This is a genomic window from Shewanella carassii (assembly GCF_019670705.1).
Classification (GTDB): domain Bacteria; phylum Pseudomonadota; class Gammaproteobacteria; order Enterobacterales; family Shewanellaceae; genus Shewanella; species Shewanella carassii.
This window is the reverse complement of the sequence record NZ_AP024618.1, coordinates 4,153,353-4,174,478: the sequence shown is the minus strand read 5'-3', so window position 1 is coordinate 4,174,478 and position 21,126 is coordinate 4,153,353. Positions and strand designations below refer to the sequence as shown.

Sequence of the window (21,126 nt, the reverse complement as noted above, 5' to 3'; positions counted from 1 at the left end):
TTTCTCGTTGTAGCTAATCAATACTAATGTTTGTAAAAAACTCTTTCAATAGTTGATTTTATGGTGTGTCTTGTATTAGTGGGTGTTAATTGAATGCGCTGACTTTATATGGTGGCAAGCCCAACAGAAGCCGGGCTTGTTTTTACTGTGTTTGATTTAAAAGAAACCCAAGGGACTGGTGGAGTAACTCACCAGCAGATTCTTGGTATTTTGGTAGTGAGACAGCATCATTTTGTGGGTCTCCCGGCCGATACCTGACTTTTTGTATCCTCCGAAAGCGGCATGTGCCGGATAGGCATGATAGCAGTTGATCCAGACTCGTCCTGCCTGGATCCCCCGCCCCATCCGCTGTGCCCGATTCATATCCCGGGTCCAGACGCCGGCACCCAAACCATACTGAGTGTCGTTGGCAATGCTGAGTGCTTCTGCTTCATCTTTGAAGGTGGTTACAGCAACGACAGGGCCAAAGATCTCCTCCTGAAATACCCGCATCCGGTTATGGCCGCTGAGTATTGTCGGGGTAACATAATAGCCCTGACTCTGGGAGCCAGGCAGGCTGTTGGCCTGACCGCCAAGCAGTACCTTGGCGCCTTCATTGCGGCCAATTTCCAGATAGCTGAGTATTTTATCAAATTGCTCCTGTGACGCTTGAGCGCCGACCTGAGTGTCGGTATCCAGCGGATCGCCCTGTTTGATACTCTGGGCTCTGGCGATGACCCGCTCGATAAACTTGTCGTAGATGGACTCCTGGATCAGTACCCGGCTGGGACAGGTGCAGACTTCACCCTGGTTGAAAAAGGCCAGCAACATGCCTTCGACCGCCTTATCCAGATAGTCGTCTTCCTGTTCCAGGACATCGGCGAAATAGATGTTGGGGGATTTTCCACCCAGCTCAACGGTCGAGGGGATCAGTGACTCAGCGGCGCACTTGAGTATGTGATAACCCACTTCGGTTGACCCCGTGAAAGCCAACTTGGCGATGCGTTTGCTGGTGGCCAACGCTTGACCCGCCTCGGCGCCAAAGCCGTTGACGACATTAAGCACCCCGGCAGGCAGCAAATCCTGAATCTGCTCCAGCAGTACCATGATGGAAACCGGTGTCTGCTCTGCCGGCTTGAGTACGATACAGTTGCCGGCCGCCAGTGCCGGGGCTATCTTCCAGGCCGCCATCAAGAGTGGAAAGTTCCAGGGAATGATCTGCCCAACCACGCCCAAAGGTTCGGGAAAGTGATAGCTGACCGTGGTGGCATCAATATCGGCAGCACTGCCTTCCTGCGCGCGAATACAGCCGGCAAAGTAACGAAAGTGGTCCACCAACAGGGGTAAATCGGCATTGAGGGTTTCCCTGACCGCCTTACCGTTTTCCCAGGTTTCGGCCACTGCCAGCATCTCCAACCTCTGCTCTACTCGATCGGCAATGCGCAGTAACAGATTGGCCCGTTCGGTGACTGAAGTCTTACCCCAGCTCTCTTTGGCGGCATGGGCCGCATCCAACGCCAGCTCGATATCCCGGGCATCAGAGCGGGCGGCCTGACAGAAGACTTCGCCGGTGACCGGGGTACGGTTATCAAAGTATTGTCCGCCAACCGGCGCGAGCCACTTTCCACCAATAAAATTGTCGTACTTGTCCTTGAACTGCAGCAGGGCACCCTGAGTGCCGGGTTGGGCATAAATCATGGTGAGTTTCCTCGTCTTGTTGAAAGGTTTTTCTTGTATTTATCTGTTCGGCCACAGCGGCCTTGGCTCAGGTAAACGCAAAGGCCGGGCCAGTGTTAGCCTGCTTGTTCATTTATTGTGCTAACAGTATGATGAAAAACTAAATTTGCGATTGCTGTATCTTGGCGTGGTGCCGGGTACTCGAGTTGTCTATCGCGCAAACTGTGGCAAAAAGGTACACACAGGTGTACCAGAATGGAGCAGGGCTATGACACTCAAGACCCATTCCCAATCCTGGTTATCGGCTTCCTGGCAACGTTGCCAGGGGGCCGGGCTCAATCCCGCCGCCATACCCGATGAACTCAGGCTCAATACTGCAGCCCTTGATGAGCGGCGCCAGCGCCATGGCCGGCTGCTGCAAGCCGTGGAGCACAGTGCATTGCCACTGTTCAATCAACTTATGGGGCGAACCCAGAGCCGGCTCATCCTCTCGGATCCTCAAGGTTTTGTGCTGCATCACTGGGGCGTGAGGCGCTACTCACAAAAGCTTGTCAATATTGCCTTGGATACCGGGGTCAACTGGCTGGAGCAATACAAGGGAACCAATGCCATAGCCGCGGCACTCAGCGAACGCCAGTGTGTTTCGGTTATCGGTGAGCAGCACTTTATCAAGAGTCACAGATTTATGAGTTGCACCGCCAGCCCGCTGTTTTCCCCGGACGGTGAGTTGCTGGGAGCCTTGGATATCACCAGTGAGCAGCAAATCCATACCCCAAAGACAGCCATTTTGGTGTCCAGTTTGGCGCAGCAGTTGGAGCTGGCCTTATTGTGCCGACTCCCCGGCGCTGCTGTTCGATTGGATCTGGCGCCGCAGCAGGCCCTGTTGCATTCTGGTTGGCAAGGCGTATTGGTGCTCGACCTTGGTGGGCGGGTGCTGGGCGCCAACCCTATGGCAAGGCAACTACTCAAAGGCATCAACCTGGGCCAAATTCATCAGGCCTTGTCCCCTCAGATATTGAGTCGGGGCAGTGGCCGCTTGCAGCAGGGATTGGTGTTCAGAACCCAGGCGTTGGAGTTGCCTCAACATACCAAGCCTGTGGTTGGTGCGAACCTGAACCGGGAGAACCGAGAAAGCAACGCTGCTTTTAAAGAACCCAGGTTGGAGCAAGCCTGGCAGCAGGCGCGTAAGGTGTTGGCACGAAATATCCCTTTGCTGATCCTCGGGGAAACCGGAGTGGGCAAGGAGCAGTTTGTCAAACAGCTGCATGTGCAAAGTTCCAGGCATCAGCAGCCTTTTGTGGCGGTTAACTGTGCCGCGATCCCGGCGGAGCTGGTGGAATCAGAGCTGTTTGGTTATCAGGCGGGTGCCTTTACCGGAGCTTCCAGGCAGGGATATGTCGGCAAAATACGTCAGGCGCACCAGGGATCCCTGTTTCTGGATGAAATCGGCGAGATGCCCCTGGCGGCCCAGAGCCGTTTGCTGAGGGTGTTGCAGGAGCGCGAGGTGGTGCCCATTGGCAGTAATCAGGCACACAGCGTCGACATTCAGGTGATTGCCGCCACTCATATGGACTTACCAGCATTGGTGCAGCAGGGGGCCTTTCGCGCCGATCTCTATTACCGGCTCAATGGTTTGCAGGTCACACTGCCTGCATTGCGCCAGCGAAGCGACCTGCGGCGTCTGATCCACAAATTGCACCAGCGCTATCGAGTTCGGCCCCAGAGCCTGTGTCCTGTGCTGGAGCAGCGATTACTGCAATATCATTGGCCGGGAAACCTACGGGAGCTGGATAACCTGATGCAGGTAGCTTGTTTGATGGCCGAAGAGTTCCCTGAACTCAACTGGCAAACGCTGCCTGAGAGTCTCCAGCAGACCTTGGGGACTGCAGAAGAGGCGATGGCCGGCTTGGCACCCGCGCCGGGCAACAATCTGCACAGTCAAATGCAGACGCAAATTCGCGACACCTGGCTGGCCTGCAATGGTAATGTCAGTGAAGCGGCACGCCGTTTGGGGATTAGTCGCAATACCTTATATCGTAAGCTTAAGGCATTGGCGTTGAAGTGATTTAACCTGTTTATATTTTGTTAATGGACTTGCCTGGGCACAGGCCATTATTGAGGACGATGCAACAGATTGAGATTATCGAATGTGAACCAGGCCGCGAAATGGTCGATGAGTTGCACGCCTCGACACTCTGTCAATGATCCTGTGTTCCGTTGCGGTTTTTTCCACTAGTCTTGAATTTGTATTTTTAACAGCAGGAGCGGTAATCATGTTCAAGGCACTGGTATTGACCCAAAACGATAAACAGACCCTGGCCCAAGTCACTCAGTTGCAAGACGGCGATCTGCCCGAGGGGGATGTCCTGGTCGACGTTGCCTACAGCTCGCTGAATTACAAAGACGGCCTGGCGGTGACAGGGCTTGGCAAGATTATTCGTCAGTTTCCCATGGTGCCGGGTATCGACTTTGCCGGTGTGGTGCGAGAGTCGGCCCATCCTGACTATCAGCCAGGCGATGAGGTGATCCTCACCGGCTGGGGCGTTGGTGAAAACCATTGGGGTGGCATGGCCGAGCGTGCCAGAGTCAAGGGTGATTGGCTGGTGCCTATGCCGAGTGGCTGCAACGCTGCCAAGGCGATGATGATAGGTACCGCCGGCCTCACGGCCATGCTGTGTGTACAAGCGCTGCAACAGGCGGGGATCAAACCGGAAGATGGTGAGGTGCTGGTAACAGGTGCCAGTGGTGGGGTCGGCTCGGTGGCCGTAACGCTGCTGGCCAAACTCGGCTTTAAGGTTGTCGCCAGCACAGGGCGCCTGGAGCAGAACGCGACCTGGCTTAAGCAGTTAGGTGCCAGTGATGTAATTGAGCGCAGCGAGCTTGAGCAGGATGCCAGACCACTGGATAAACAGCGCTGGGCCGCCGTAGTGGATACCGTAGGGAATAAGGTGCTGGCCAGCGCCTTGTCACAGCTGAATTATGCTGGGGTCGCCGCGATTTGTGGCCTGGCGGGGGGCTTTGCCCTGCCAACCACGGTAATGCCCTTTATTCTTCGAGGGGTCAGTCTGCTGGGAATCGACTCGGTGCAGTGCCCGGCCGCCAAGCGCCGCGCTGCCTGGGAGCAGGTAGTGGCTCTGTTGCCTGAGAGTTACTATCAAGAGGCTTGCCATGAAATTACGCTGGAGCAGGTTCCCGAGGCCGCAGCGCAAATCGTTAAAGGTGAAATCAGCGGCCGCACTCTGATTAAAGTTTGCTGATCTTTGCCTAAATGGCAGTATGAGGGGGCATGAATGTGCCCCCAGAAGCCCTTTGGGGACATTACAGGCCCAACGTTCCAACCTATTTATCCTTTCCTGTTTACATTTTTCGAATTGAGTTTGGCCCTGAGCAACTCGAACACTGATTTTAGCTCTGGAGTCAGCTCATAGCACATTGGCGTTTAAGTTCCGCCATATTCTCCAGATTATTCAATTGCTTTTTGATTTAAAGCTGTCATTGGAAACCGTTCCAAAAAATGCCGCACGTTCAGTTTTAGGGGCAAAATCCAGGTCAGATGTCACTTTTGCATGTTGGAGTTTTGTTTAAAACGCAACTGACGCTTAACTCCCGTTTTGGAATTGATTCCATTCCTAAGATGTCATTGTCGATGGAAACAAAAAAGGTGATGACAGATGAGCAAAGTAGATCTGCTGGGACGCCGTAATTTTATCAAAGGCGTCGGGGCTGCTGCCGGTGTTGCTGTGGCCGCTCCCGTGTTGGCTGTTTCGGAAAAAGCCGCGGATGTGAACTGGGATAAAGAAGTCGAAGTGTTGATTATCGGTTCGGGGTTTGCCGGTTTGGCTGCGGCGATTGAAGCGACCCGCAAGGGCGCCAAAGATGTGCATATCTTTGAGAAAATGCCCTATTTCGGTGGCAACTCGGCCATTAATGGCGGCTTGTTTGCGGCGCCCGGCTCGCCGATGCAGCAACAGGAAGGTGTCAAGGATTCAGTAGAACAGATGGTTGCCGATCAGTTGAAGTCTGGCCGGGGGATCGCCGATGAAGAGTTGCTGCGTCATGTGGCCTCTCATGCGGTGGAAGCTTTGCAGATGACGTTGGATGCCGGTGCCGAATACCATCCTTACCTGCAACAATTGGGGGGACACTCGGTTGCCCGTACGTATCAGACAACGGTCAGTTGCGGCGCGGGCATTACTCAGCCTCTGTATCAAGAGTGTCAGCGGCTTGGGGTCAAGACCCATAATCGTGCCAAGTTTGAGGGCTTTGTCCTCGGCAAGGATGGTCGCGTCGAAGGGGTGAAGATGCGTCAGGGGTATTACTTCGGTGAAGAGGACTCTGGCAAGCTGGTTTACATCAAGTCTAAGCGTGGTGTCTTGGTGGCCACCGGTGGCTTTGCCCAGAATATCGGCCTGCGAATGGCGCAGGATCCCACTCTGACCCATGAGGTGGGTTGTACCAACACTCCCGGCGCCACAGGTGAAGGCATGTTGGAGATGTTCCGTCTCGGCGCGGTACCTGTGCATCTGGCGCATATTCAGTCCGGGCCCTGGGCCTCTCCCGATGAGGGCGGTTTTGGCTATGTCTCCAACTATTCTATCTTCAACTTCCCTCATTCAATAGCGATTAACCGTATGACGGGTAAGCGTTTTATGAATGAAATCGCCGACCGCAAGACCCGCGCCGATGCCGAGTTGGCCTGCCGCGACGCCAAGGGGGAGCCACTGCCGCCTATCTTGATCACCAGTTATAAGGATTCCAAACAGCACCCCAATACCGCCAAGGTGCTGAAATACAATGTGGGTTGGAAGTTTGATTCGCTGGAGGCGCTGGCCAAGCATTTTGATGTGCCATTGGAACCGCTCAAGGCACAAATCGAAGAGTACAACGGCTATGTCAAGAGTGGTGAAGACAAGCAGTTTGGCAAGAACATGACCAAGGCAAAAGACAAGTATATTGAAGCACCTTTCACTGTGGTGCGCTTATGGCCAAAAGTTCACTATTGTCAGGGCGGGGTACAGGTCAATACCAAGGCTGAAGTCAAAGATAGCCTCACTGGTAAGCCGATACCCGGACTCTATGCCGCGGGTGAAGTGTGTGGCGGCATTCATGGCGTCAGCCGTCTGGGTAGTTGTTCTATTCCCGAATGTATGGTGATGGGGATGACTGCGGTACGTAGCATGATGCAGGCCTGAATTGGACGGTGAGAGAGGAACAAATGATGAAGAAAGCAAACTTAGTGTGGGCACTGCTGCTGGCAGGATTAACTTCGGTATCGGTTCATGCCGTTCAACAGCGCGATTATCACAAGGCGGTGATAGGTAACGATTGTGAAGTGTGTCACGACCAGGGGGTAGATCAATACCCATCTGATAAGACTTGTTTACAATGTCATGATGTCGATGAGCTAGCGAAAGAAACCGCCCGTAGCGGCGAGGACAGATGGCAAAATCCCCATGATAATTTGCACTATGGAAAAGACCTTCCCTGTGTTGAATGTCATGGTGAACATCATCCGAAAAAGCCTTTGTGTAACAGTTGCCATACCTTTAAATACGACAAACATCAGGAGTAACAGCTAATATTTGATGCTGTTTTATTTTCCTCCACAGACAGTACGAATTATGAGTTTTATTGAATGAAAAAATAGTTCCCTGCAAGTGACTGTTTTAATTCAATACCAGGCCCTTTTCATCATAAAAAGGGCCTTTTTTTTGTTCGATGTGTTACAGCGATTTTTCATTCTATTATCTTTTTTTGGCTATTGTGTTCTGACAGTATTTTTGGAAAAAGTTCCAAAGATATGCTTTCACTCTACTTACTTTGGGTGTGAAATTAGGTGTAGGGTAATGAATAAAAAGCTGATATTTATTTCACTGCTATTATCTAATACAGTAATGGCGGAAAAACTTCCCGATTTTTTAGCGTTGACCGATATTGAAAATGCAACTTTTGTTTGTTTAGGAGAAACACCAGAGTATTCTAAGCAAGATCAAAAGTATGTCGATATTCTTTGGGATGAAACCTTACGTTATTTAAATGGTTTTGCCCAGGCGCTTACTCATGGCGAACAAGCAAATTGCCTGAATTCGGATGAGGCTATTTACGACACCAGTGCCGGCGGACAAAAGTTCTGCGTAATGGATAGCCGCGATATGCAGCTGATGGTGAAAAATATCTATCAGGTATTACACAATCCCCAAAGTGCCAAACGTTGTTTCGGGGCTCGCCGTGACGTTAATTGGATCTACAGCCCGGGTGGGGAGCTGGAGCAAAAATCCCCCGTGGCCCAGTGGGCAAAACGCATGAGCTTCAGTGAGTTCTTCGAGCAGAAGGTCAGTAACAAACAGGTGCAAAAACAGGGTAAAAGTTTTACCGATAATTTCTATAGAATGGTCACAGGGGATGAGGTGAAGATGCCATCGACTTTTCCCTATGACATCAGCGCCAACGCCTTGCCCAATTTGTGGGCCGCTGCTGGCTGGTTCCCCATGTATGCCGAAGAAAGCCAGCGCAATGACAAGAACTTTACTAGTGTTCGTGGTGGTTATGCTTATGCAGAGATCTTAGGTCATTGGGGCCTGTTGAGAATTGACAGCATCAATGGTGAGAAAGTCGGCGCCGAAGTGGGCATGACAGTACAGGCGGTGGATACTCTTTACCCGTTTCACAACCATGCTATTTCTGAGATGTATTACAACATGCGCTTGCCAGCCTGCACCAATCAGTTCAAGAGCCTGGCGATTAAAGCGGACTCCCCTCTGTTGAAAACCGTAAAAGAGGATGCCAAGATGCGCCGGGTTCGTTTCGATGCCGGGCAACCCAATGTCGATGCCATGTGGCTTTCCGGCAGTAGCGAACGCGATCCTCTGTTGTATTTTCACCAGAACACGATTCACGCCTTCGATGTCGATGGGCGCTGCGAAGCCAAGCCGGAAGAGCGGGCTCTGGTCTCGGTATGGGCCAGAAGTAATGCCCACAATAAGCACAATGACTATGGTACAACCTTGCTTTGTGAATCGGCCAAACAGCCGGGCACGCCGGCCAAAAAAGGCGAAGTCATTCAGTGCGATCTCACTAAACTCAAGTGGTAGTGGGTGGTAATGCAGAGTGAGAACCCGGTCTTCGCCGGGTTCGATTATCATCAACATTTTCCATTGAAGCAGCGGTTTATTTTTTGTCTAAATCAGTAGTCACTTTCAATAATTAATTCAATACCTTGAGGTTGGCCTTAAGCAAGGTGATCAATTGCTCACAGGCTTCCGTCTGGCTGTCTGGATTGAGATAAAGCGATTCATTGAATACCGGCAACGATGGTAGATCGTGTGCTATGGGATCGAGAATTTGCATTCTGTCATTGATCCTGAATTCGGCAATCGGGGCTATGGCCAAATCATTTTCAACCGCCATGCAAAGGGCTTGAGGCGATGGTGTGGATAGCAGTACATTGATGGGGCGCATCGACAGCTGATGGTTGGCAAATACCTGGGCGCGTATTGGGCAGTTCTCTGGGTAAAGCGCCATGGGTATCGTCTCCCGCCTATGGGCACTGCCATGTTTGGCGGCCACCCATTGGAAGCGGCGTTCGAACAGGAGTTCACCTTGAACCGGCGGTTGCCAATGGGTCGCTACTATCAGGTCGAACTCCCCCTGATGCAACCGCTTATACAAGTTACCGCTGACATCCGTGTCTATCACCAGTTCAATACAGGTAAATTCACGCACAAATTCCAACAGTCCATTATCCAGGTAATAGGTAATGTAATCAGTGGGAACCCCGAGGCGAATGACTTCACGATTTTGACAATCTTTCAATTCATCAAGGGCTTGGGTGTTGAGTTGGATCATCTTATAGGCGTAGTTGAGCAGAGTCTTTCCTGATTCAGTTAATACTACTCCACGATTATCGCGTAGTAATAAAGGCTGGCCAACACTCTCTTCAAGCTTCTTGATTTGCAAACTTAATGCCGAGGGGGTGCGACAAACTTTTTCTGCGGCCTTAGACATATTTCCACATTCGGCCACAGCAATAAAACTCTCGAGCAATTCTATTTTTAACATTGGCTATTGAGATGATTCATAATGCTATCAGTATTACTCAATGCCAGATTAACAAAAAGCCTGTTACTATTTTATTGTGAAGTTGGGAGTTAAACTTTGCTCAGGAGTAGTATATGGGAAAGTGGGAACGCCGAGGTAAATATCTGGTTGAGGTGGCGCAACGTTGTTTAAAAGGACAGAAGACTTTCAGTTTATGCCGTTCGCATTTAGTGGATGCCAGTCAAATATCCAAAGGTACTGTATATAATCATTTTATGACGGAAGCCGATCTTATGGTGGCCGTTGCCAGTAGTGAATATGAGTATTGGCTACAACAGGCAAAGCAGGATGAAATACAATATAAAGACCCTCTGGAAAGGTTTTTATTTCATCATTGTCAGCGGCTCTATGATGTCTTATCGACAAAAAAATTCGTGATAGAGCGGATAATGCCTAACCAAGCTTTACTATTGTCGGCAACTGAATTTTATCGTCACAGGTGTGAAAAGCACTTCGATGAATACATGCAATGGAATGCCAAAACTATTTCGGAAATCGGTGATGTGCCGGGGTTTGATCGGGTCGAGTTGGTGATGAGTTATTTGCGCGGTGCCATGATCAATACCGATGATGCTTGTAAGGCTCATGATGATCCTCAGCTCTATTATCAATTCAGCTATGCACTGGTTCACTTGATGGGGCACTCAGATAAGCGCCATCCATTCAAGCGAGTGTTTACCTGCTGGTTGAAGCAGCGACCATGCCTTGAGGGGGAATATTGCTTTACAACCAATATCAGTCGAGTGGTAAACGGATAATGACTTCCAGCCCCCCTTGTGGGCGATTACTTGCAAGGATATTGCCACCGTGGGCTTGTACTGCGGCATGGGCGATGGCCAGCCCCAGTCCCCAGCCTCCACTCTCTCTGTCCCTGGCCGAATGGGGTCGATAGAAGGGTTTGAAAATGGCTTCCAACTCTTCCGGGGCTATGCCGGGACCATCATCGGCAATAGTGATGTCGACACACTTGTCAGTTTGCTCTGCCTGGATGCTGACCCGGGTTTGGCAGTAACGAATGGCATTGCGCAACAGGTTTTCAATCGCTCTGGATAAGGGTTTGGGATAGATGGGTAACTCCAACTCTTCCGGTATCTGAATCTTGAGCCCCTTGTGCTGCTGTTCGGCTTCAAACTCGGCATCGTCCAGGACTTGGCTCAGTGATTCAGCCAATCCAACGGTTAATTTGTTGTCTTTGGTTTTTAGCTTCACTCTGGAGAGTTCCAGCAGCTCGGCAATCATTTTTTCCAGCTGGTTGGCCTCATAAGCGATGCGTTCGGCTTCTTCACCGGCCATCCCCTTCTTGCGCGCCAGTGCCAGTGCCAGCTGTAGCCTGGTCAACGGGGTACGTAGTTCATGAGAAATATCGCTTATCAGCCGTTGTTGGTTGTTGACCATGGTTTCGATGGCGGCTGCCATGCTGTTGAAGGCCTGGGCCAGTTCCCCCATCTCATCGTGACGTCCAGCCGTGGCGTCATCGACTCGATTGCTCAGTTGTCCCTGAGCCAGGGCATTGGCACTCTGTTTCAATGAACGCAATGGTTTGCCTAGGTGCCAGGCCAGTAAGCCGCAGAGTAACCCTGACAGCAAAATAGCCAGCGATACTGTCAATAACTTGTGTTCGATGAAGAAAAAGAACCAAGGCATGGGGTGATGATCCGGAAGACGGCCATAGAGGCCGTAGTTCTTGCCTTCGACTTCAAAGTTGAACGGGCCGAAGATCAGTTCATCGCGAAACTGGTGTGAAATGGGAGTTGTGGCCTCATCCGCCATCAACATAAAACGGCGCATTCCTCGAGAGACTCTGCGGGTGTTGATTATCTGTCCCTGATCATTGACCAGGTAGATGCGAATTGGCTTGCCTTCCATGCTGCGTCTGCGTTCCCAATGATGCAGAAAATGGCCGTTTAGCTTGCTGGGCTGTTGTTTGAGTTCATCGGCAACCTCAGATAGCACCTGCCGCAGATGGGGCGGCATGGGGGCTCTATCATGGTTTTGCTGCAGCAGTGGCAGCATGCCCACGGCGACAATGATCAAACTGCTGCAGAGCCAGAACCCAAGCAGGAGTTTGATAAATAATCGGTTAGGCAATAGGAATGATTTCATCAAGGGATCCAGATATAACCTTTACCGCGAATGGTTTTGACTCTGGGACGGCCATCATTTCGCTCTGGCAATTTTTTGCGCAGATTGGACAGGTGCATATCCAGACTGCGATCAAAGGGCATCAGCTTCTTGCCCAGCACGGTTTCGCTCAGCTCATCTTTGCTGATCAGCTCACCGGCTTGATTGGCCAGGGTGTAGAGTAGGCTGAATTCAGTGCCGGTCAGCAGCAGCAACTGCTCGTTGCAATAGGCCTCCTGGCGAGCAGGATCCAGGCTGAGGTCGCCTATGGTTTGAATGCCGCTCTGGGGAGTATCCTGAGGGGTGATATTGGCGCGGCGTATGATGGCGCGGATCCTGGCGACCAGCTCTCTGTCGTTGAAGGGTTTGGGCAGATAGTCATCTGCGCCTATCTCCAGGCCAATCACTCTGTCTATTTCATCACCGCGGGCGGTAAGCATCAGCACCGGAGTCTGCTTTTTATTACGTAACTCTCTGAGTACTTCAAAGCCGTTGAGCTTGGGCAGCATCACATCCAACAGGATCAAATCGTAATCATGGCTAACGGCCAGTTCCAGACCGTTCTGGCCATCATGAGCCAGTGTCAGCTCAAAGCCTTCCAGCTCCAGCAATTGTCCCAAGAGTTCAGCCAGGCCCAGGTCATCGTCTATCAATAAAATCCGGCTCATTTATACGCCTCACACAATTTCTCTCTGCCGAGTATACCCGCTTTTAGGTCAACTGCGGTTTAGCTGTGTAAGTCTGGGTAAAGATTGGGATGTTTAATACTTATGACCAATATTTACAGTGCTTTACTCAGCATGAACCCTCACTTACACATGGAAGATTAGACTGTATTACATCAAGTTCTTCCCGATCCGAAACGAGGATACTCTTATGAATATTTCAATCAAAGCAAGTTTGTTGGCACTGATTGCCGGAACCGCTTTAATGACAGGTGTCGCTCAGGCCGCCAATGGTTACGGTGATTGTTATCATCGCGGTGATTATGCCGGTTATCACCATATGAATGGCGATCGTGGCTATCGTTGTGATGGTCCTGCTCGTGGTTATCACCATATGAATGGCGATCGCGGCTATCGTTGCGATGGCAATGGCTACCATCGTATGCATGGTGATAGAGGCTATCGTTGTGACGCTAGTGCTCGTGGGGGCTATTACGGTATGTTCGGTCTGAGGGGGCTGGGGCTGACCGAGGCTCAGTGGACAAAGATTGATGCCTTGATGGAGCAGCACAGAAGCAGCATGGTTCGTCCGGATGCCGCAACTCGCGATGCTCGCCGCGCCGAAATGCATGCATTGGTTACAGAGGCTCGCTTCGATGAAGCCAAGGCCAAGAAATTGATTGAACAGCGCCAACAAGTACGTGAACAGCATATGTTGGAACGCATGAAGTTACACAATCAAATTTATAATTTGCTGACACCTGAACAGCAAGCGAAATTCAAAGAAGGTCCTTACCGTTGTGGTGATTGTTTCGGGCCAGCAGCAAATTAAATCTGCTACTATGGGCTCAGTGACTCCCGACCGCTGAGCCCTTGAATGACACCGACTTCCCGCTACGAGTTTTGGGTAAAATTGGCGAGCCGCGCCGCTGTGGCGACCGCGATTACCCTGATCCTGATAAAACTGGCTGCCTGGCTCTGGTCCGGGTCTGCCAGTATGTTGGCTTCCCTGACCGACTCCTTTGCCGATGCCCTGGCTTCCATAGTTAACTTTATTGCCATTCGCTATGCCCTGGTCCCTGCCGATCAGGAGCACAGGTATGGTCATGGCAAGGCTGAGCCACTGGCGTCTTTGGCGCAATCGGCTTTTATTATGGGGACGGCATTCCTGCTGCTGTTTCACGGCGGCGAGCGCCTGGTCAATCCCATGCCTTTGACCCATGCCACTCTAGGTATTGTGGTATCCATTATCGCCATGGTGCTGACCTTGGCTTTGGTATTACTGCAAAAACGGGCCTTGGCAGCTACCAAGAGCACAGTGGTCGAAGCCGATGCCCTGCACTATAAGTCAGATCTGTTTCTCAATGGCGCCGTGTTGTTGGCGCTGATTTTGGCACAATATGGCTGGTGGTGGGCCGATGGTTTGTTCGCAGTATTGATCGCCCTCTACATAGGTCAACAGGCCTGGTCGCTGGGGTATCGCTCGATTCAGGCCTTGCTCGATAGGGAGCTCGATGATGAAACCCGGCTGCGCATTCGGCAATTGGCCGAGCAGGATACTCAAGTGCGTGGCATTCATGACCTGCGTACCCGTCAGGCGGGCAAGACCACCTTTATTCAACTGCATCTGGAGCTGGACAAAGACCTGAGCCTGCAACAGGCCCACGATATTGCCGTGGCCACAGGTGAGCGGATCCGCGCCGACTTTGACCATGCCGAGGTGATTATTCACCAGGATCCTGTGTAGCGGGCACTGTTATGGCATGGATGCAACAACAGAAGTTGAATCTCGAAGGGGGTGAACTGCACTGTCGGTATTATCCATTAAGCAGTCGCCTGGAACTGGAATGGCAGGGGCAACAGTGTTTTTGTCAGCGCCTCTATGGTTTGCCAAGACGGCAAATCATAGTCTTGAATGGTCAAGACTACCGACTGGAGATCATCTCTTTACCGCTTTGGCGCGCCGAGTTGATTGCAGCCGATGGTTCCAGTTGGCCACTCTTGCCTGATCGCAGACGTAGGGGACTGATCCGTTGGGGCTATTCCCTGAGTTTGGCGGCACTGCGTCTGGGCGCCAAAATCCTCTCTTAATAACCTTCACCCTTGGGCTTGTTTGGGTCATGTCCCCATCTTTATGAGGTTTCAGTCCATCGCCAGTTCTTTGAGCTTGCGGGTCAGGGTGTTGCGGCCCCATCCCAGGCGTTTGGCGGCTTCCTGTTTGTGGCCTTGGGTATGCTCCAACGCGGTTTCCAGCAAGATGCGCTCAAACGCGGGTTGGATTTCGGTCAGCAGATCGCTCTCGCCCTGTGACAGGCGCATATCCAGCCACAATTTCAGCGCGTTTTGCCAATCCTGGGACGGGTTTGCACTGCCTTGAGGTGCCTTGGGCTCCTTGAATAGCTCAGGCGGTAGATCCTGAGGGATAATTTCCTGGCCCGAAGCCATCACGGTCAACCAGCGGCAGGTGTTTTCCAACTGGCGCACGTTGCCGGGCCAAGGCAGTTGCTGCAGCTTGGCGGCGGTTTCCGGGGTGAGTATTTTGGCCTCTACCCCTATCTCTTTGGCGGCACTGGCCAGGAAATGGCGTGCCAACTGCGGAATGTCTTCCCGCCGCTGCGACAGCGGTGGCAGATGAACTCGAATCACGTTCAGGCGGTGGAACAAGTCTTCCCGAAAGCCCCCCTTGAGTACCAGTTGTTCCAGGTCCTGATGGGTTGCGGCAATAATCCTGACATCGACTTGCACCGGAGAGTGGCCGCCGACCCGATAGAATTGGCCATCGGCCAGTACCCGCAACAGCCGGGTCTGTACGTCCAGTGGCATATCGCCTATCTCATCGAGAAACAGGGTGCCGCCATTGGCCTGCTCAAACCGCCCCTGACGCACACTGGCAGCGCCGGTGAAGGCGCCTTTCTCATGGCCGAACAGCTCGGATTCGATCAGCTCCTTGGGGATGGCCGCCATATTGAGGGCGATAAAGGGTTTGTCTTTGCGTGGACTGTGTTTGTGCAGCGCCCCGGCAACCAACTCTTTACCCGTACCGGACTGACCGTTGATCAGCACACTGATCGATGAGCGCGACAAACGGCCTATGGCGCGAAACACCTCCTGCATCGCGGGGGCTTCGCCTATGATCTCAGGTGCCTTGACCTGAGGCTCGGCCGCTGCAGGAGCCTGCTCTGTGGCATGGTTGAGCGCCCGCTCCACCAGGGCAATCGCCTCATCTATGTCGAAGGGCTTGGGCAGATACTCGAACGCTCCGGCCTGATAGGCGCTGACGGCACTGTCTAGATCTGAATGGGCCGTCATTATGATCACCGGGATATGGGGATAATGCAGGCCGATACGTTCCAGCAGGGTCAGGCCATCGGTCCCCGGCATGCGGATATCCGAGACTATGACCTTGGGCTGGGAGATTTCCAGCGCCTGCCACAGCGACTCGGCGGCGGCAAAGCTGGCGCAGCTGAGTTTGGCGCCTTGCAGCGCCCGTTCCAGTACCCAACGAATTGAACTGTCATCATCGAGGATCCAAACCTGTTCACTCATATTGTTTCCTCTCTTGTTAGCCGCTGTGGTTGTTGATCGGCAATGTCAGGCTGAACTCTGTGTGTCCCGGGGCCGAATCGCAGTCGATACGGCCGCCGTGGAGCCTGGCAATATTGTGGGCGATGGATAGCCCCAGGCCGTTACCGTCCTTACGGCCTGTGACCATAGGGTAAAACAGGGTATCCACCAGTTCCGGGGCAATACCCGGGCCGTTGTCTATGATTGACAGCACCAGCACCAACTTGTGTCTCTGGTTACCTATGGTGACCTGATGGGCGGTGCGGGTGCGGATCATGATATCGCCGCCCTGATGCTCCAAGGCTTGTACTGCATTTTGCACTATGTTGAGGATTGCCTGTTGCAGTTGATCTTCATCCATAGGCAAGTCCGGAATCGAGGGGTCGTAATCCTGACGCAGATGTATCTGTTGCGGCAGGGTCACACTCACCAGATTGATCACCTTTTGCAGCACCAGATGTATGTTCTGCAGCTTGTGCTGCGATGGTTTCTGCGGCCCCAGCAGTCGGTCGACCAGGGCGCGCAGCCTGTCGGCCTGCTCTATGATGAGTGTGGTGAACTCCTTGAGCTGCGGCTCGCTGAGCTCGCGGGACAAGAGCTGCGCCGCGCCGCGCAGTCCACCCAGCGGGTTTTTGATCTCATGGGCCAGATTGCGCACCAGATATTGAGCCGCCTGCTGCTGGGCGTCCAGGGTCAACTGCTGGTGAATGCGCCGCTGCTGATCCACCTGCCTGAGTTCCAACAGGCTCAAGGGCTTGAGCTGTTCTCCCTGCTCCAGTGGGATCAGTGTCATATCTACAGTGTGGTGCTGGCCATCCAGGCTAATGAGTTGGGCGGTATTGACCGTCAGCCCCTGACGTTCCAGCACTGCGCTTTGCAACACCCTGGGTTCAACCCCTATGGCATGCAGATGCTCTGTCAGTACCTGCTCCTGCAACCTGTGGCGGGAGACGCCCAGCAACTGCTCGGCAGCGGCGTTGGCATAGCTGGGGAGCAGGTCACTGTCGATGACCAGAACGGCAGTGGCCAGATGATTGAGCAGGATATTTGTGTCCATTGAGTTTCCCATAGCAGGATTGCACCATAATGGTGCACCAATTCGGTGCAGGCCGCAAGCCAACAACTCTGTGGACTAACTCGAAATGCAAAGTAGCTAATTCATTGAAATGACATTAGTTACTTGGCTTGGGGCCCTTCCCGGGAGCCGGGAAGGCGGGTTGCATCAGTCCGGCTTGGTGCAGAAAAATGGTTATGGGACTACTGGATGCAAGGACTTTGCCGTTTTGTTGCACCGCCTTGAGTTGCAGCGTGTGTTCGCCGCGGTCGATGTCCTTGAGCTGGAAGAGATTGCTGCGCTGAGCGTCGCTGGTGGAGATGCCATCTATGTAGAGTTGCAGAAAATGACCCGATGCCAGCTCCGGCTCTACCTCTACCTCTACCTGAACCTGAAAATCACCGGCGTTATCGCGAATGGTTTCTTCATGCTGTGGTGAAAGTATCTTTAACGCATAGCCGATCTGTTCCACTTCTATGGGATCGGGCAGAGGTTTAGGCGTTTCCAGGCTTATTTGATTCTGGGTCTTGTCGGTGAATTCCACTGCTTGGGCTTGGGGGGTGGGTTCATCACTGTAATGCACCTTGCCATCTTTATCGACCCACTTATAGACAGTCGCCTGGGCAACCAGCGACAGCAGTGCCAGGCTGATTATCATCAGAGTACGCATAAAGACTTCCCTTGTTATGCAGTTGTGAACTTGTTTCAGATTAGCCTGTTTATTGGCAAAAATCACTGCCTTTAAAGGCTGGCCTGAAAAACCTGTCGGCTCAGCTCAAGGTCGACCCGGCCGTCTTCCCCCAGTTGGGTCAGGCCCTGGCGCTCAAGGTTTTCCAGCAGCGGCGTTATGGCCTCGTGGCCTATGCCATAGTCACTGAGGTGAGTCTTGATTCCCATGGATTCAAAGAACAGTCGGGTTTGCTCTATGGCTGCATCTATGCGTTGTTCTTCGCTGCCGTCGCTGAGTTGCCAGACCCGTTCGGCATACTGCAGCAGCTTGGCGTGTTTGGCAGCTTTTCTCAGGCGCAGCATGGCCGGCAGCAGTATGGCGAGGGTCACGGCATGATCCAGGCCGTGGCGCACCGTCAGTTCGTGACCCAGCTTATGGGTCGACCAGTCTTGCGGAACACCGGCGCCGATCAGGCCGTTGAGCGCCATGGTGGCGCTGAACATGATATTGGCGCGCACCCGATAGTTTTCGGGCTCTGCCAGCGCCTTGGGGCCTTCCTCTATCAGAGTGAGCAGCAGGCCTTCGGCAAACCTGTCCTGCACCTTGGCGTCGACCGGGTAAGTCAGGTACTGCTCGGTCACGTGCACAAAGGCATCCACCACGCCGTTGGCAACCTGTGGTTGCGGCAGGCTGAAACTCAGTTGTGGTGCCAGCACAGAGAAGCGGGGAAACACCGAGGGATGACGAAAGGAGCGCTTGAGGCCAAGAGTGCTATTGCTGATCACCGCGCAGTTATTCATCTCTGAGCCCGTGGCCGGCAGGGTCAGCACAGTACCGAGCGGCAGAGCTTGGTCAATGTGGCGACCGTCGGTTTCCAGTATCTCCCAGGGTGCTCCCTGATAGGGCACGGCGGCGGCAATAAACTTGCCCGCATCTATGATGGAACCGCCGCCGATGGCGAGAATAAAGTCCAGATTTTGTCGCCTTATCTGCTCTACCGCCTGCAACAGCTGGTGGTACTCGGGGTTGGGGCTAATGCCGCCGAACTCGGCGCAGACACGTTGACCCAATACCTGGCTGACCTGGGTCAGGGTGCCATTGCGTTTGGCGCTTTGGCCGCCGTAGAGCAAGAGCACTCTGGCATCATCGGGCACCAGAGTGTCCAACTGCTCCAGGCTGCTACGGCCAAAGAGCAGGCGGGTTGGATTGTAAAATTCAAAATCGTACATCTTGGACTCCTGTCAGCCGTGAGTATTGCCGCCTAGGGCATAGGGACGTTGCCAGTCAAGCCAAGCATAGAGATGGGCGATATCCTGCATTACCCAAGCGGGAATCGCTTCAGCTTGTTTGGCTGACAGCTGCGTAGGTGCATCTGTTGAATTGGGCGCTGGCCCGGACTCGGCTTGATGCATCTCTGTTGCCAAAAAGCGCTGGCGAAACAGCTGGGGCCAGGCCGCCAACTGTTGCTCTGCCAGATGCAGCGGCGGCTTTTGCTGCTGGCGTGCCACCAACACCAGGGTGCAGTGCAGCGTCAGCCCAAGCCAGAGAAAACTCTGCCAGTCCTGCAGCTCCCGCTGGCCTGTGTTGGGCTCGAGCTTCAAAAAGCCGACTTCTTGCCCCAGTTGCCTCAGCGCCGCATGGGACTGCCAGCGCAGGGCGTTGTCGGCTTTACCTGCATTGATACTGGCAAGCCAAGCCCGTTCCAGCTCGATAAAGTGGCACACATAGCTGTCGAGCCAGCGCCGGGTCCAACTGGGAATAAACAGATGCATCGCCAGAAATGCCATCAGGGCGCCGGTAAAGGTGTCCAGCGCCCGGTAGAAGGCGATATAGGGGTCGCTTGGCAACAACAGGGTGATGGCAAACACCATCAGCATGGTGAGCCAGAATACATGGATCTCGTATCTGGCCTTGTAAAAGGTGGCAAAGGCCAGAAAGGCACTCAGGCAGGTGGCCGGTAATAACCAGCTACCGGCGCCCAGATACCAGATAAGCCCCAGTGCCAACACAGAGCCGAGCACTGTGCCATAGAAGCGGCTCCAGATCCTGGCCTGCAACTGCCCGAGCGGTGCTACCATCAGCACTATGTAGGCGGTGAGCGTCACCCAATACCCCTGCGGCAGTTGCAGCAGTTCCACCACGGCCTGACAACACAGCAGAGTGAACAGAATTCTCAGGCCGTGGTGCCATTCCCGCGAGTGTTTCACCAAGGCCTTGCGCCATTGACTGCGAACGCTTTGGGCATCGGAAGGCCAGATAAGCCCCAGGCGCTCGCGCCAGTCGGCTGCCAGTGGTCTTTGGGGATCCAGCGCCAAGGCCAGGCGGTTGGCAGCATCCAACAGCAGAGGTTGCGGCTTGTCCCCCAAGGGCAGTGGCGTCGGTTCTGTGCCTTGCTCCCTGTGGGTCTTGAGTTCGCTGGCAAAATTAGCCAAATACTGTTTTAGCGCCGGGTTACTGGTAGGACTCTGTTGCAAGCGACCTATGCTCTCCAGAGTTTCTATCAGGATAAGATTCGACTCCAGTTGCCAGGCGATGCGTTGCACCTCGGCTTTATCCGGCATTTCCAGCAGCCAATGGGCCAGTACGGCGATGGCATCATCGAGCTGTTCCCGCAAGGCCAGACGCTGGCCGACATTAGCGGCGTCCGAGCGGCTGAGGATGTCGCACCAGAAACCGAATTTGCGCTGCACACTGGCTAGCAGCTGTTCGCCCTGACGTATCGCCATCCAGGGCCCGGCGATGACCGCGCTGATGACAGCCAACCAGCTGCCGAACAGGCTGGAGAGCAACAACATCTTCCAGTCGGTACCCGACTCCAGCAGATGCAGGCCACAGATCAGGCAAAAGCCGGCGTTGTAGGTCAGCAGCTGAATGTACTTTCTTTGGTTGGAACTGAGGCCATATAACAGGCCTATGGCGCCGAGTACGCTGATCCCCAGCCAAGGGTGGAGCAGGCTCAGCAAGGCTAGGGCACTGCTGATACAGCAAAGGAGTGCCGACTTGCTCAACAACCCAGCTCGTTTGGGATAAGCCAGGTTGCGGCCCTGGACGCCGACCAGCCAGGCACAGATCAGGGCGTTGACGCCGCTGGCACTGTCGCCGAGAAACGAAAACAGCAACAGGCCCGCCATCATGGGCAGCCCTATGCGTAAGCCTTCGGGAAGATCGGCACGATCAGGCAGCCATTGCAGCAGGCGCTGGAATAGATTGGATAGTTTCACTTTATGTTGCTTAGACAGCAGAATGGCACAAGAGGGACGTCATTCTACCTCATTTGAGTCTGCTTGAGTGCCGGGTGG

General features: G+C 53.3%; 18 protein-coding genes. 9 read left to right on the top strand and 9 right to left on the bottom strand.

Annotated elements, in window-relative coordinates; all coding sequences use genetic code 11:
* Positions 1 to 156: 156 nt before the first annotated feature.
* A complete protein-coding gene (gene exaC / locus K5621_RS18665; protein ID WP_071476350.1) occupies positions 157 to 1,677 on the bottom strand; it encodes an acetaldehyde dehydrogenase ExaC in 1,521 nt (506 codons plus the stop codon).
* 247 nt (positions 1,678 to 1,924) lie between these two features.
* On the opposite strand from exaC, the gene K5621_RS18660 reads away from it, so the two are divergent.
* The 5 genes from K5621_RS18660 to dddY all read left to right on the top strand — a co-directional run bounded on the left by K5621_RS18660 (position 1,925) and on the right by dddY (position 8,747).
* Entirely contained in the window at positions 1,925 to 3,721 is a 1,797-nt protein-coding gene (locus K5621_RS18660) for a sigma-54-dependent Fis family transcriptional regulator (protein ID WP_221050013.1), read from the top strand.
* A 208-nt stretch (positions 3,722 to 3,929) separates the two neighbouring features.
* Positions 3,930 to 4,913, top strand: a complete 984-nt coding sequence (gene acuI, locus K5621_RS18655; protein ID WP_221050012.1) for an acrylyl-CoA reductase (NADPH) — start codon at positions 3,930 to 3,932, stop codon at positions 4,911 to 4,913.
* Between the two features lie 414 nt (positions 4,914 to 5,327).
* On the top strand, positions 5,328 to 6,848 hold the full coding sequence (gene ardA, locus K5621_RS18650; RefSeq protein ID WP_100143365.1) for an acrylate reductase flavoprotein subunit ArdA: 1,521 nt from the start codon (positions 5,328 to 5,330) through the stop codon (positions 6,846 to 6,848).
* Between the two features lie 26 nt (positions 6,849 to 6,874).
* A complete protein-coding gene (gene ardB, locus K5621_RS18645) occupies positions 6,875 to 7,228 on the top strand; it encodes an acrylate reductase cytochrome subunit ArdB (RefSeq protein WP_100143366.1) in 354 nt (117 codons plus the stop codon).
* 274 nt (positions 7,229 to 7,502) lie between these two features.
* Complete coding sequence (gene dddY / locus K5621_RS18640) at positions 7,503 to 8,747, top strand: dimethylsulfoniopropionate lyase DddY (protein WP_221050011.1); 1,245 nt, start codon at positions 7,503 to 7,505, stop codon at positions 8,745 to 8,747.
* Between the two features lie 112 nt (positions 8,748 to 8,859).
* Here dddY and K5621_RS18635 read toward each other — a convergent pair whose 3' ends face one another.
* Positions 8,860 to 9,714: a LysR family transcriptional regulator gene (locus tag K5621_RS18635; protein WP_221050010.1), complete on the bottom strand. Its 855-nt coding sequence runs from the start codon at positions 9,712 to 9,714 to the stop codon at positions 8,860 to 8,862.
* Positions 9,715 to 9,827: 113 nt separating this feature from the next.
* On the opposite strand from K5621_RS18635, the gene K5621_RS18630 reads away from it, so the two are divergent.
* Positions 9,828 to 10,511 (top strand): TetR/AcrR family transcriptional regulator, encoded by a 684-nt coding sequence (locus K5621_RS18630; RefSeq protein WP_245003112.1) that lies wholly within the window; start codon positions 9,828 to 9,830, stop codon positions 10,509 to 10,511.
* On the opposite strand, the gene K5621_RS18625 is transcribed toward K5621_RS18630, so the two are convergent.
* Positions 10,489 to 11,856, bottom strand: a complete 1,368-nt coding sequence (locus K5621_RS18625) for an ATP-binding protein (RefSeq protein WP_221050009.1) — start codon at positions 11,854 to 11,856, stop codon at positions 10,489 to 10,491. The two genes, K5621_RS18630 and K5621_RS18625, sit on opposite strands and share 23 nt — an antisense overlap.
* A complete protein-coding gene (locus K5621_RS18620) occupies positions 11,856 to 12,542 on the bottom strand; it encodes a response regulator (RefSeq protein ID WP_221050008.1) in 687 nt (228 codons plus the stop codon). Before K5621_RS18620 ends, K5621_RS18625 begins: the two co-directional genes overlap by 1 nt.
* A gap of 208 nt (positions 12,543 to 12,750) precedes the next feature.
* Here K5621_RS18620 and K5621_RS18615 point away from each other — a divergent pair, with 208 nt between their 5' ends.
* The 3 genes from K5621_RS18615 to K5621_RS18605 are packed head-to-tail and all read left to right on the top strand — an operon-like array spanning position 12,751 to position 14,630.
* On the top strand, positions 12,751 to 13,371 hold the full coding sequence (locus tag K5621_RS18615; RefSeq protein ID WP_229671975.1) for a Spy/CpxP family protein refolding chaperone: 621 nt from the start codon (positions 12,751 to 12,753) through the stop codon (positions 13,369 to 13,371).
* A gap of 45 nt (positions 13,372 to 13,416) precedes the next feature.
* Positions 13,417 to 14,286, top strand: a complete 870-nt coding sequence (gene fieF, locus K5621_RS18610) for a cation efflux pump FieF (protein WP_221050007.1) — start codon at positions 13,417 to 13,419, stop codon at positions 14,284 to 14,286.
* 11 nt (positions 14,287 to 14,297) lie between these two features.
* Positions 14,298 to 14,630 (top strand): hypothetical protein, encoded by a 333-nt coding sequence (locus K5621_RS18605; RefSeq protein WP_221050006.1) that lies wholly within the window; start codon positions 14,298 to 14,300, stop codon positions 14,628 to 14,630.
* A 51-nt stretch (positions 14,631 to 14,681) separates the two neighbouring features.
* On the opposite strand, the gene glnG is transcribed toward K5621_RS18605, so the two are convergent.
* From glnG to K5621_RS18580, 5 genes are all read right to left on the bottom strand, one after another.
* Entirely contained in the window at positions 14,682 to 16,085 is a 1,404-nt protein-coding gene (gene glnG, locus K5621_RS18600) for a nitrogen regulation protein NR(I) (protein ID WP_093983933.1), read from the bottom strand.
* Between the two features lie 16 nt (positions 16,086 to 16,101).
* The gene (gene glnL / locus K5621_RS18595) at positions 16,102 to 17,160 is read right to left on the bottom strand and encodes a nitrogen regulation protein NR(II) (RefSeq protein WP_039034706.1); all 1,059 of its coding nucleotides are present in this window, start codon (positions 17,158 to 17,160) and stop codon (positions 16,102 to 16,104) included.
* Positions 17,161 to 17,275: 115 nt separating this feature from the next.
* Positions 17,276 to 17,827, bottom strand: coding sequence for a DUF4124 domain-containing protein (locus K5621_RS18590; protein ID WP_221050005.1), 552 nt, complete (start codon positions 17,825 to 17,827; stop codon positions 17,276 to 17,278).
* A gap of 71 nt (positions 17,828 to 17,898) precedes the next feature.
* Positions 17,899 to 19,056 carry an iron-containing alcohol dehydrogenase gene (locus K5621_RS18585; protein ID WP_221050004.1) on the bottom strand — a complete coding sequence of 386 codons (1,158 nt, stop codon included), beginning with the start codon at positions 19,054 to 19,056 and terminating at the stop codon, positions 17,899 to 17,901.
* Between the two features lie 12 nt (positions 19,057 to 19,068).
* Positions 19,069 to 21,048 (bottom strand): FUSC family protein, encoded by a 1,980-nt coding sequence (locus K5621_RS18580; RefSeq protein ID WP_221050003.1) that lies wholly within the window; start codon positions 21,046 to 21,048, stop codon positions 19,069 to 19,071.
* Between the last annotated feature and the right edge of the window lie 78 nt (positions 21,049 to 21,126).

Excerpts from the sequence above, each read along its gene's own strand:
- exaC (WP_071476350.1), bottom strand. The coding sequence starts at position 1,677 with ATGATTTATGCCCAACCCGGCACTCAGGGTGCCCTGCTGCAGTTCAAG.
- K5621_RS18660 (WP_221050013.1), top strand. The coding sequence starts at position 1,925 with ATGACACTCAAGACCCATTCCCAATCCTGGTTATCGGCTTCCTGGCAA.
- acuI (WP_221050012.1), top strand. The coding sequence starts at position 3,930 with ATGTTCAAGGCACTGGTATTGACCCAAAACGATAAACAGACCCTGGCC.
- ardA (WP_100143365.1), top strand. The coding sequence starts at position 5,328 with ATGAGCAAAGTAGATCTGCTGGGACGCCGTAATTTTATCAAAGGCGTC.
- ardB (WP_100143366.1), top strand. The coding sequence starts at position 6,875 with ATGAAGAAAGCAAACTTAGTGTGGGCACTGCTGCTGGCAGGATTAACT.
- dddY (WP_221050011.1), top strand. The coding sequence starts at position 7,503 with ATGAATAAAAAGCTGATATTTATTTCACTGCTATTATCTAATACAGTA.
- K5621_RS18635 (WP_221050010.1), bottom strand. The coding sequence starts at position 9,714 with ATGTTAAAAATAGAATTGCTCGAGAGTTTTATTGCTGTGGCCGAATGT.
- K5621_RS18630 (WP_245003112.1), top strand. The coding sequence starts at position 9,828 with ATGGGAAAGTGGGAACGCCGAGGTAAATATCTGGTTGAGGTGGCGCAA.
- K5621_RS18625 (WP_221050009.1), bottom strand. The coding sequence starts at position 11,856 with ATGAAATCATTCCTATTGCCTAACCGATTATTTATCAAACTCCTGCTT.
- K5621_RS18620 (WP_221050008.1), bottom strand. The coding sequence starts at position 12,542 with ATGAGCCGGATTTTATTGATAGACGATGACCTGGGCCTGGCTGAACTC.
- K5621_RS18615 (WP_229671975.1), top strand. The coding sequence starts at position 12,751 with ATGAATATTTCAATCAAAGCAAGTTTGTTGGCACTGATTGCCGGAACC.
- fieF (WP_221050007.1), top strand. The coding sequence starts at position 13,417 with ATGACACCGACTTCCCGCTACGAGTTTTGGGTAAAATTGGCGAGCCGC.
- K5621_RS18605 (WP_221050006.1), top strand. The coding sequence starts at position 14,298 with ATGGCATGGATGCAACAACAGAAGTTGAATCTCGAAGGGGGTGAACTG.
- glnG (WP_093983933.1), bottom strand. The coding sequence starts at position 16,085 with ATGAGTGAACAGGTTTGGATCCTCGATGATGACAGTTCAATTCGTTGG.
- glnL (WP_039034706.1), bottom strand. The coding sequence starts at position 17,160 with ATGGACACAAATATCCTGCTCAATCATCTGGCCACTGCCGTTCTGGTC.
- K5621_RS18590 (WP_221050005.1), bottom strand. The coding sequence starts at position 17,827 with ATGCGTACTCTGATGATAATCAGCCTGGCACTGCTGTCGCTGGTTGCC.
- K5621_RS18585 (WP_221050004.1), bottom strand. The coding sequence starts at position 19,056 with ATGTACGATTTTGAATTTTACAATCCAACCCGCCTGCTCTTTGGCCGT.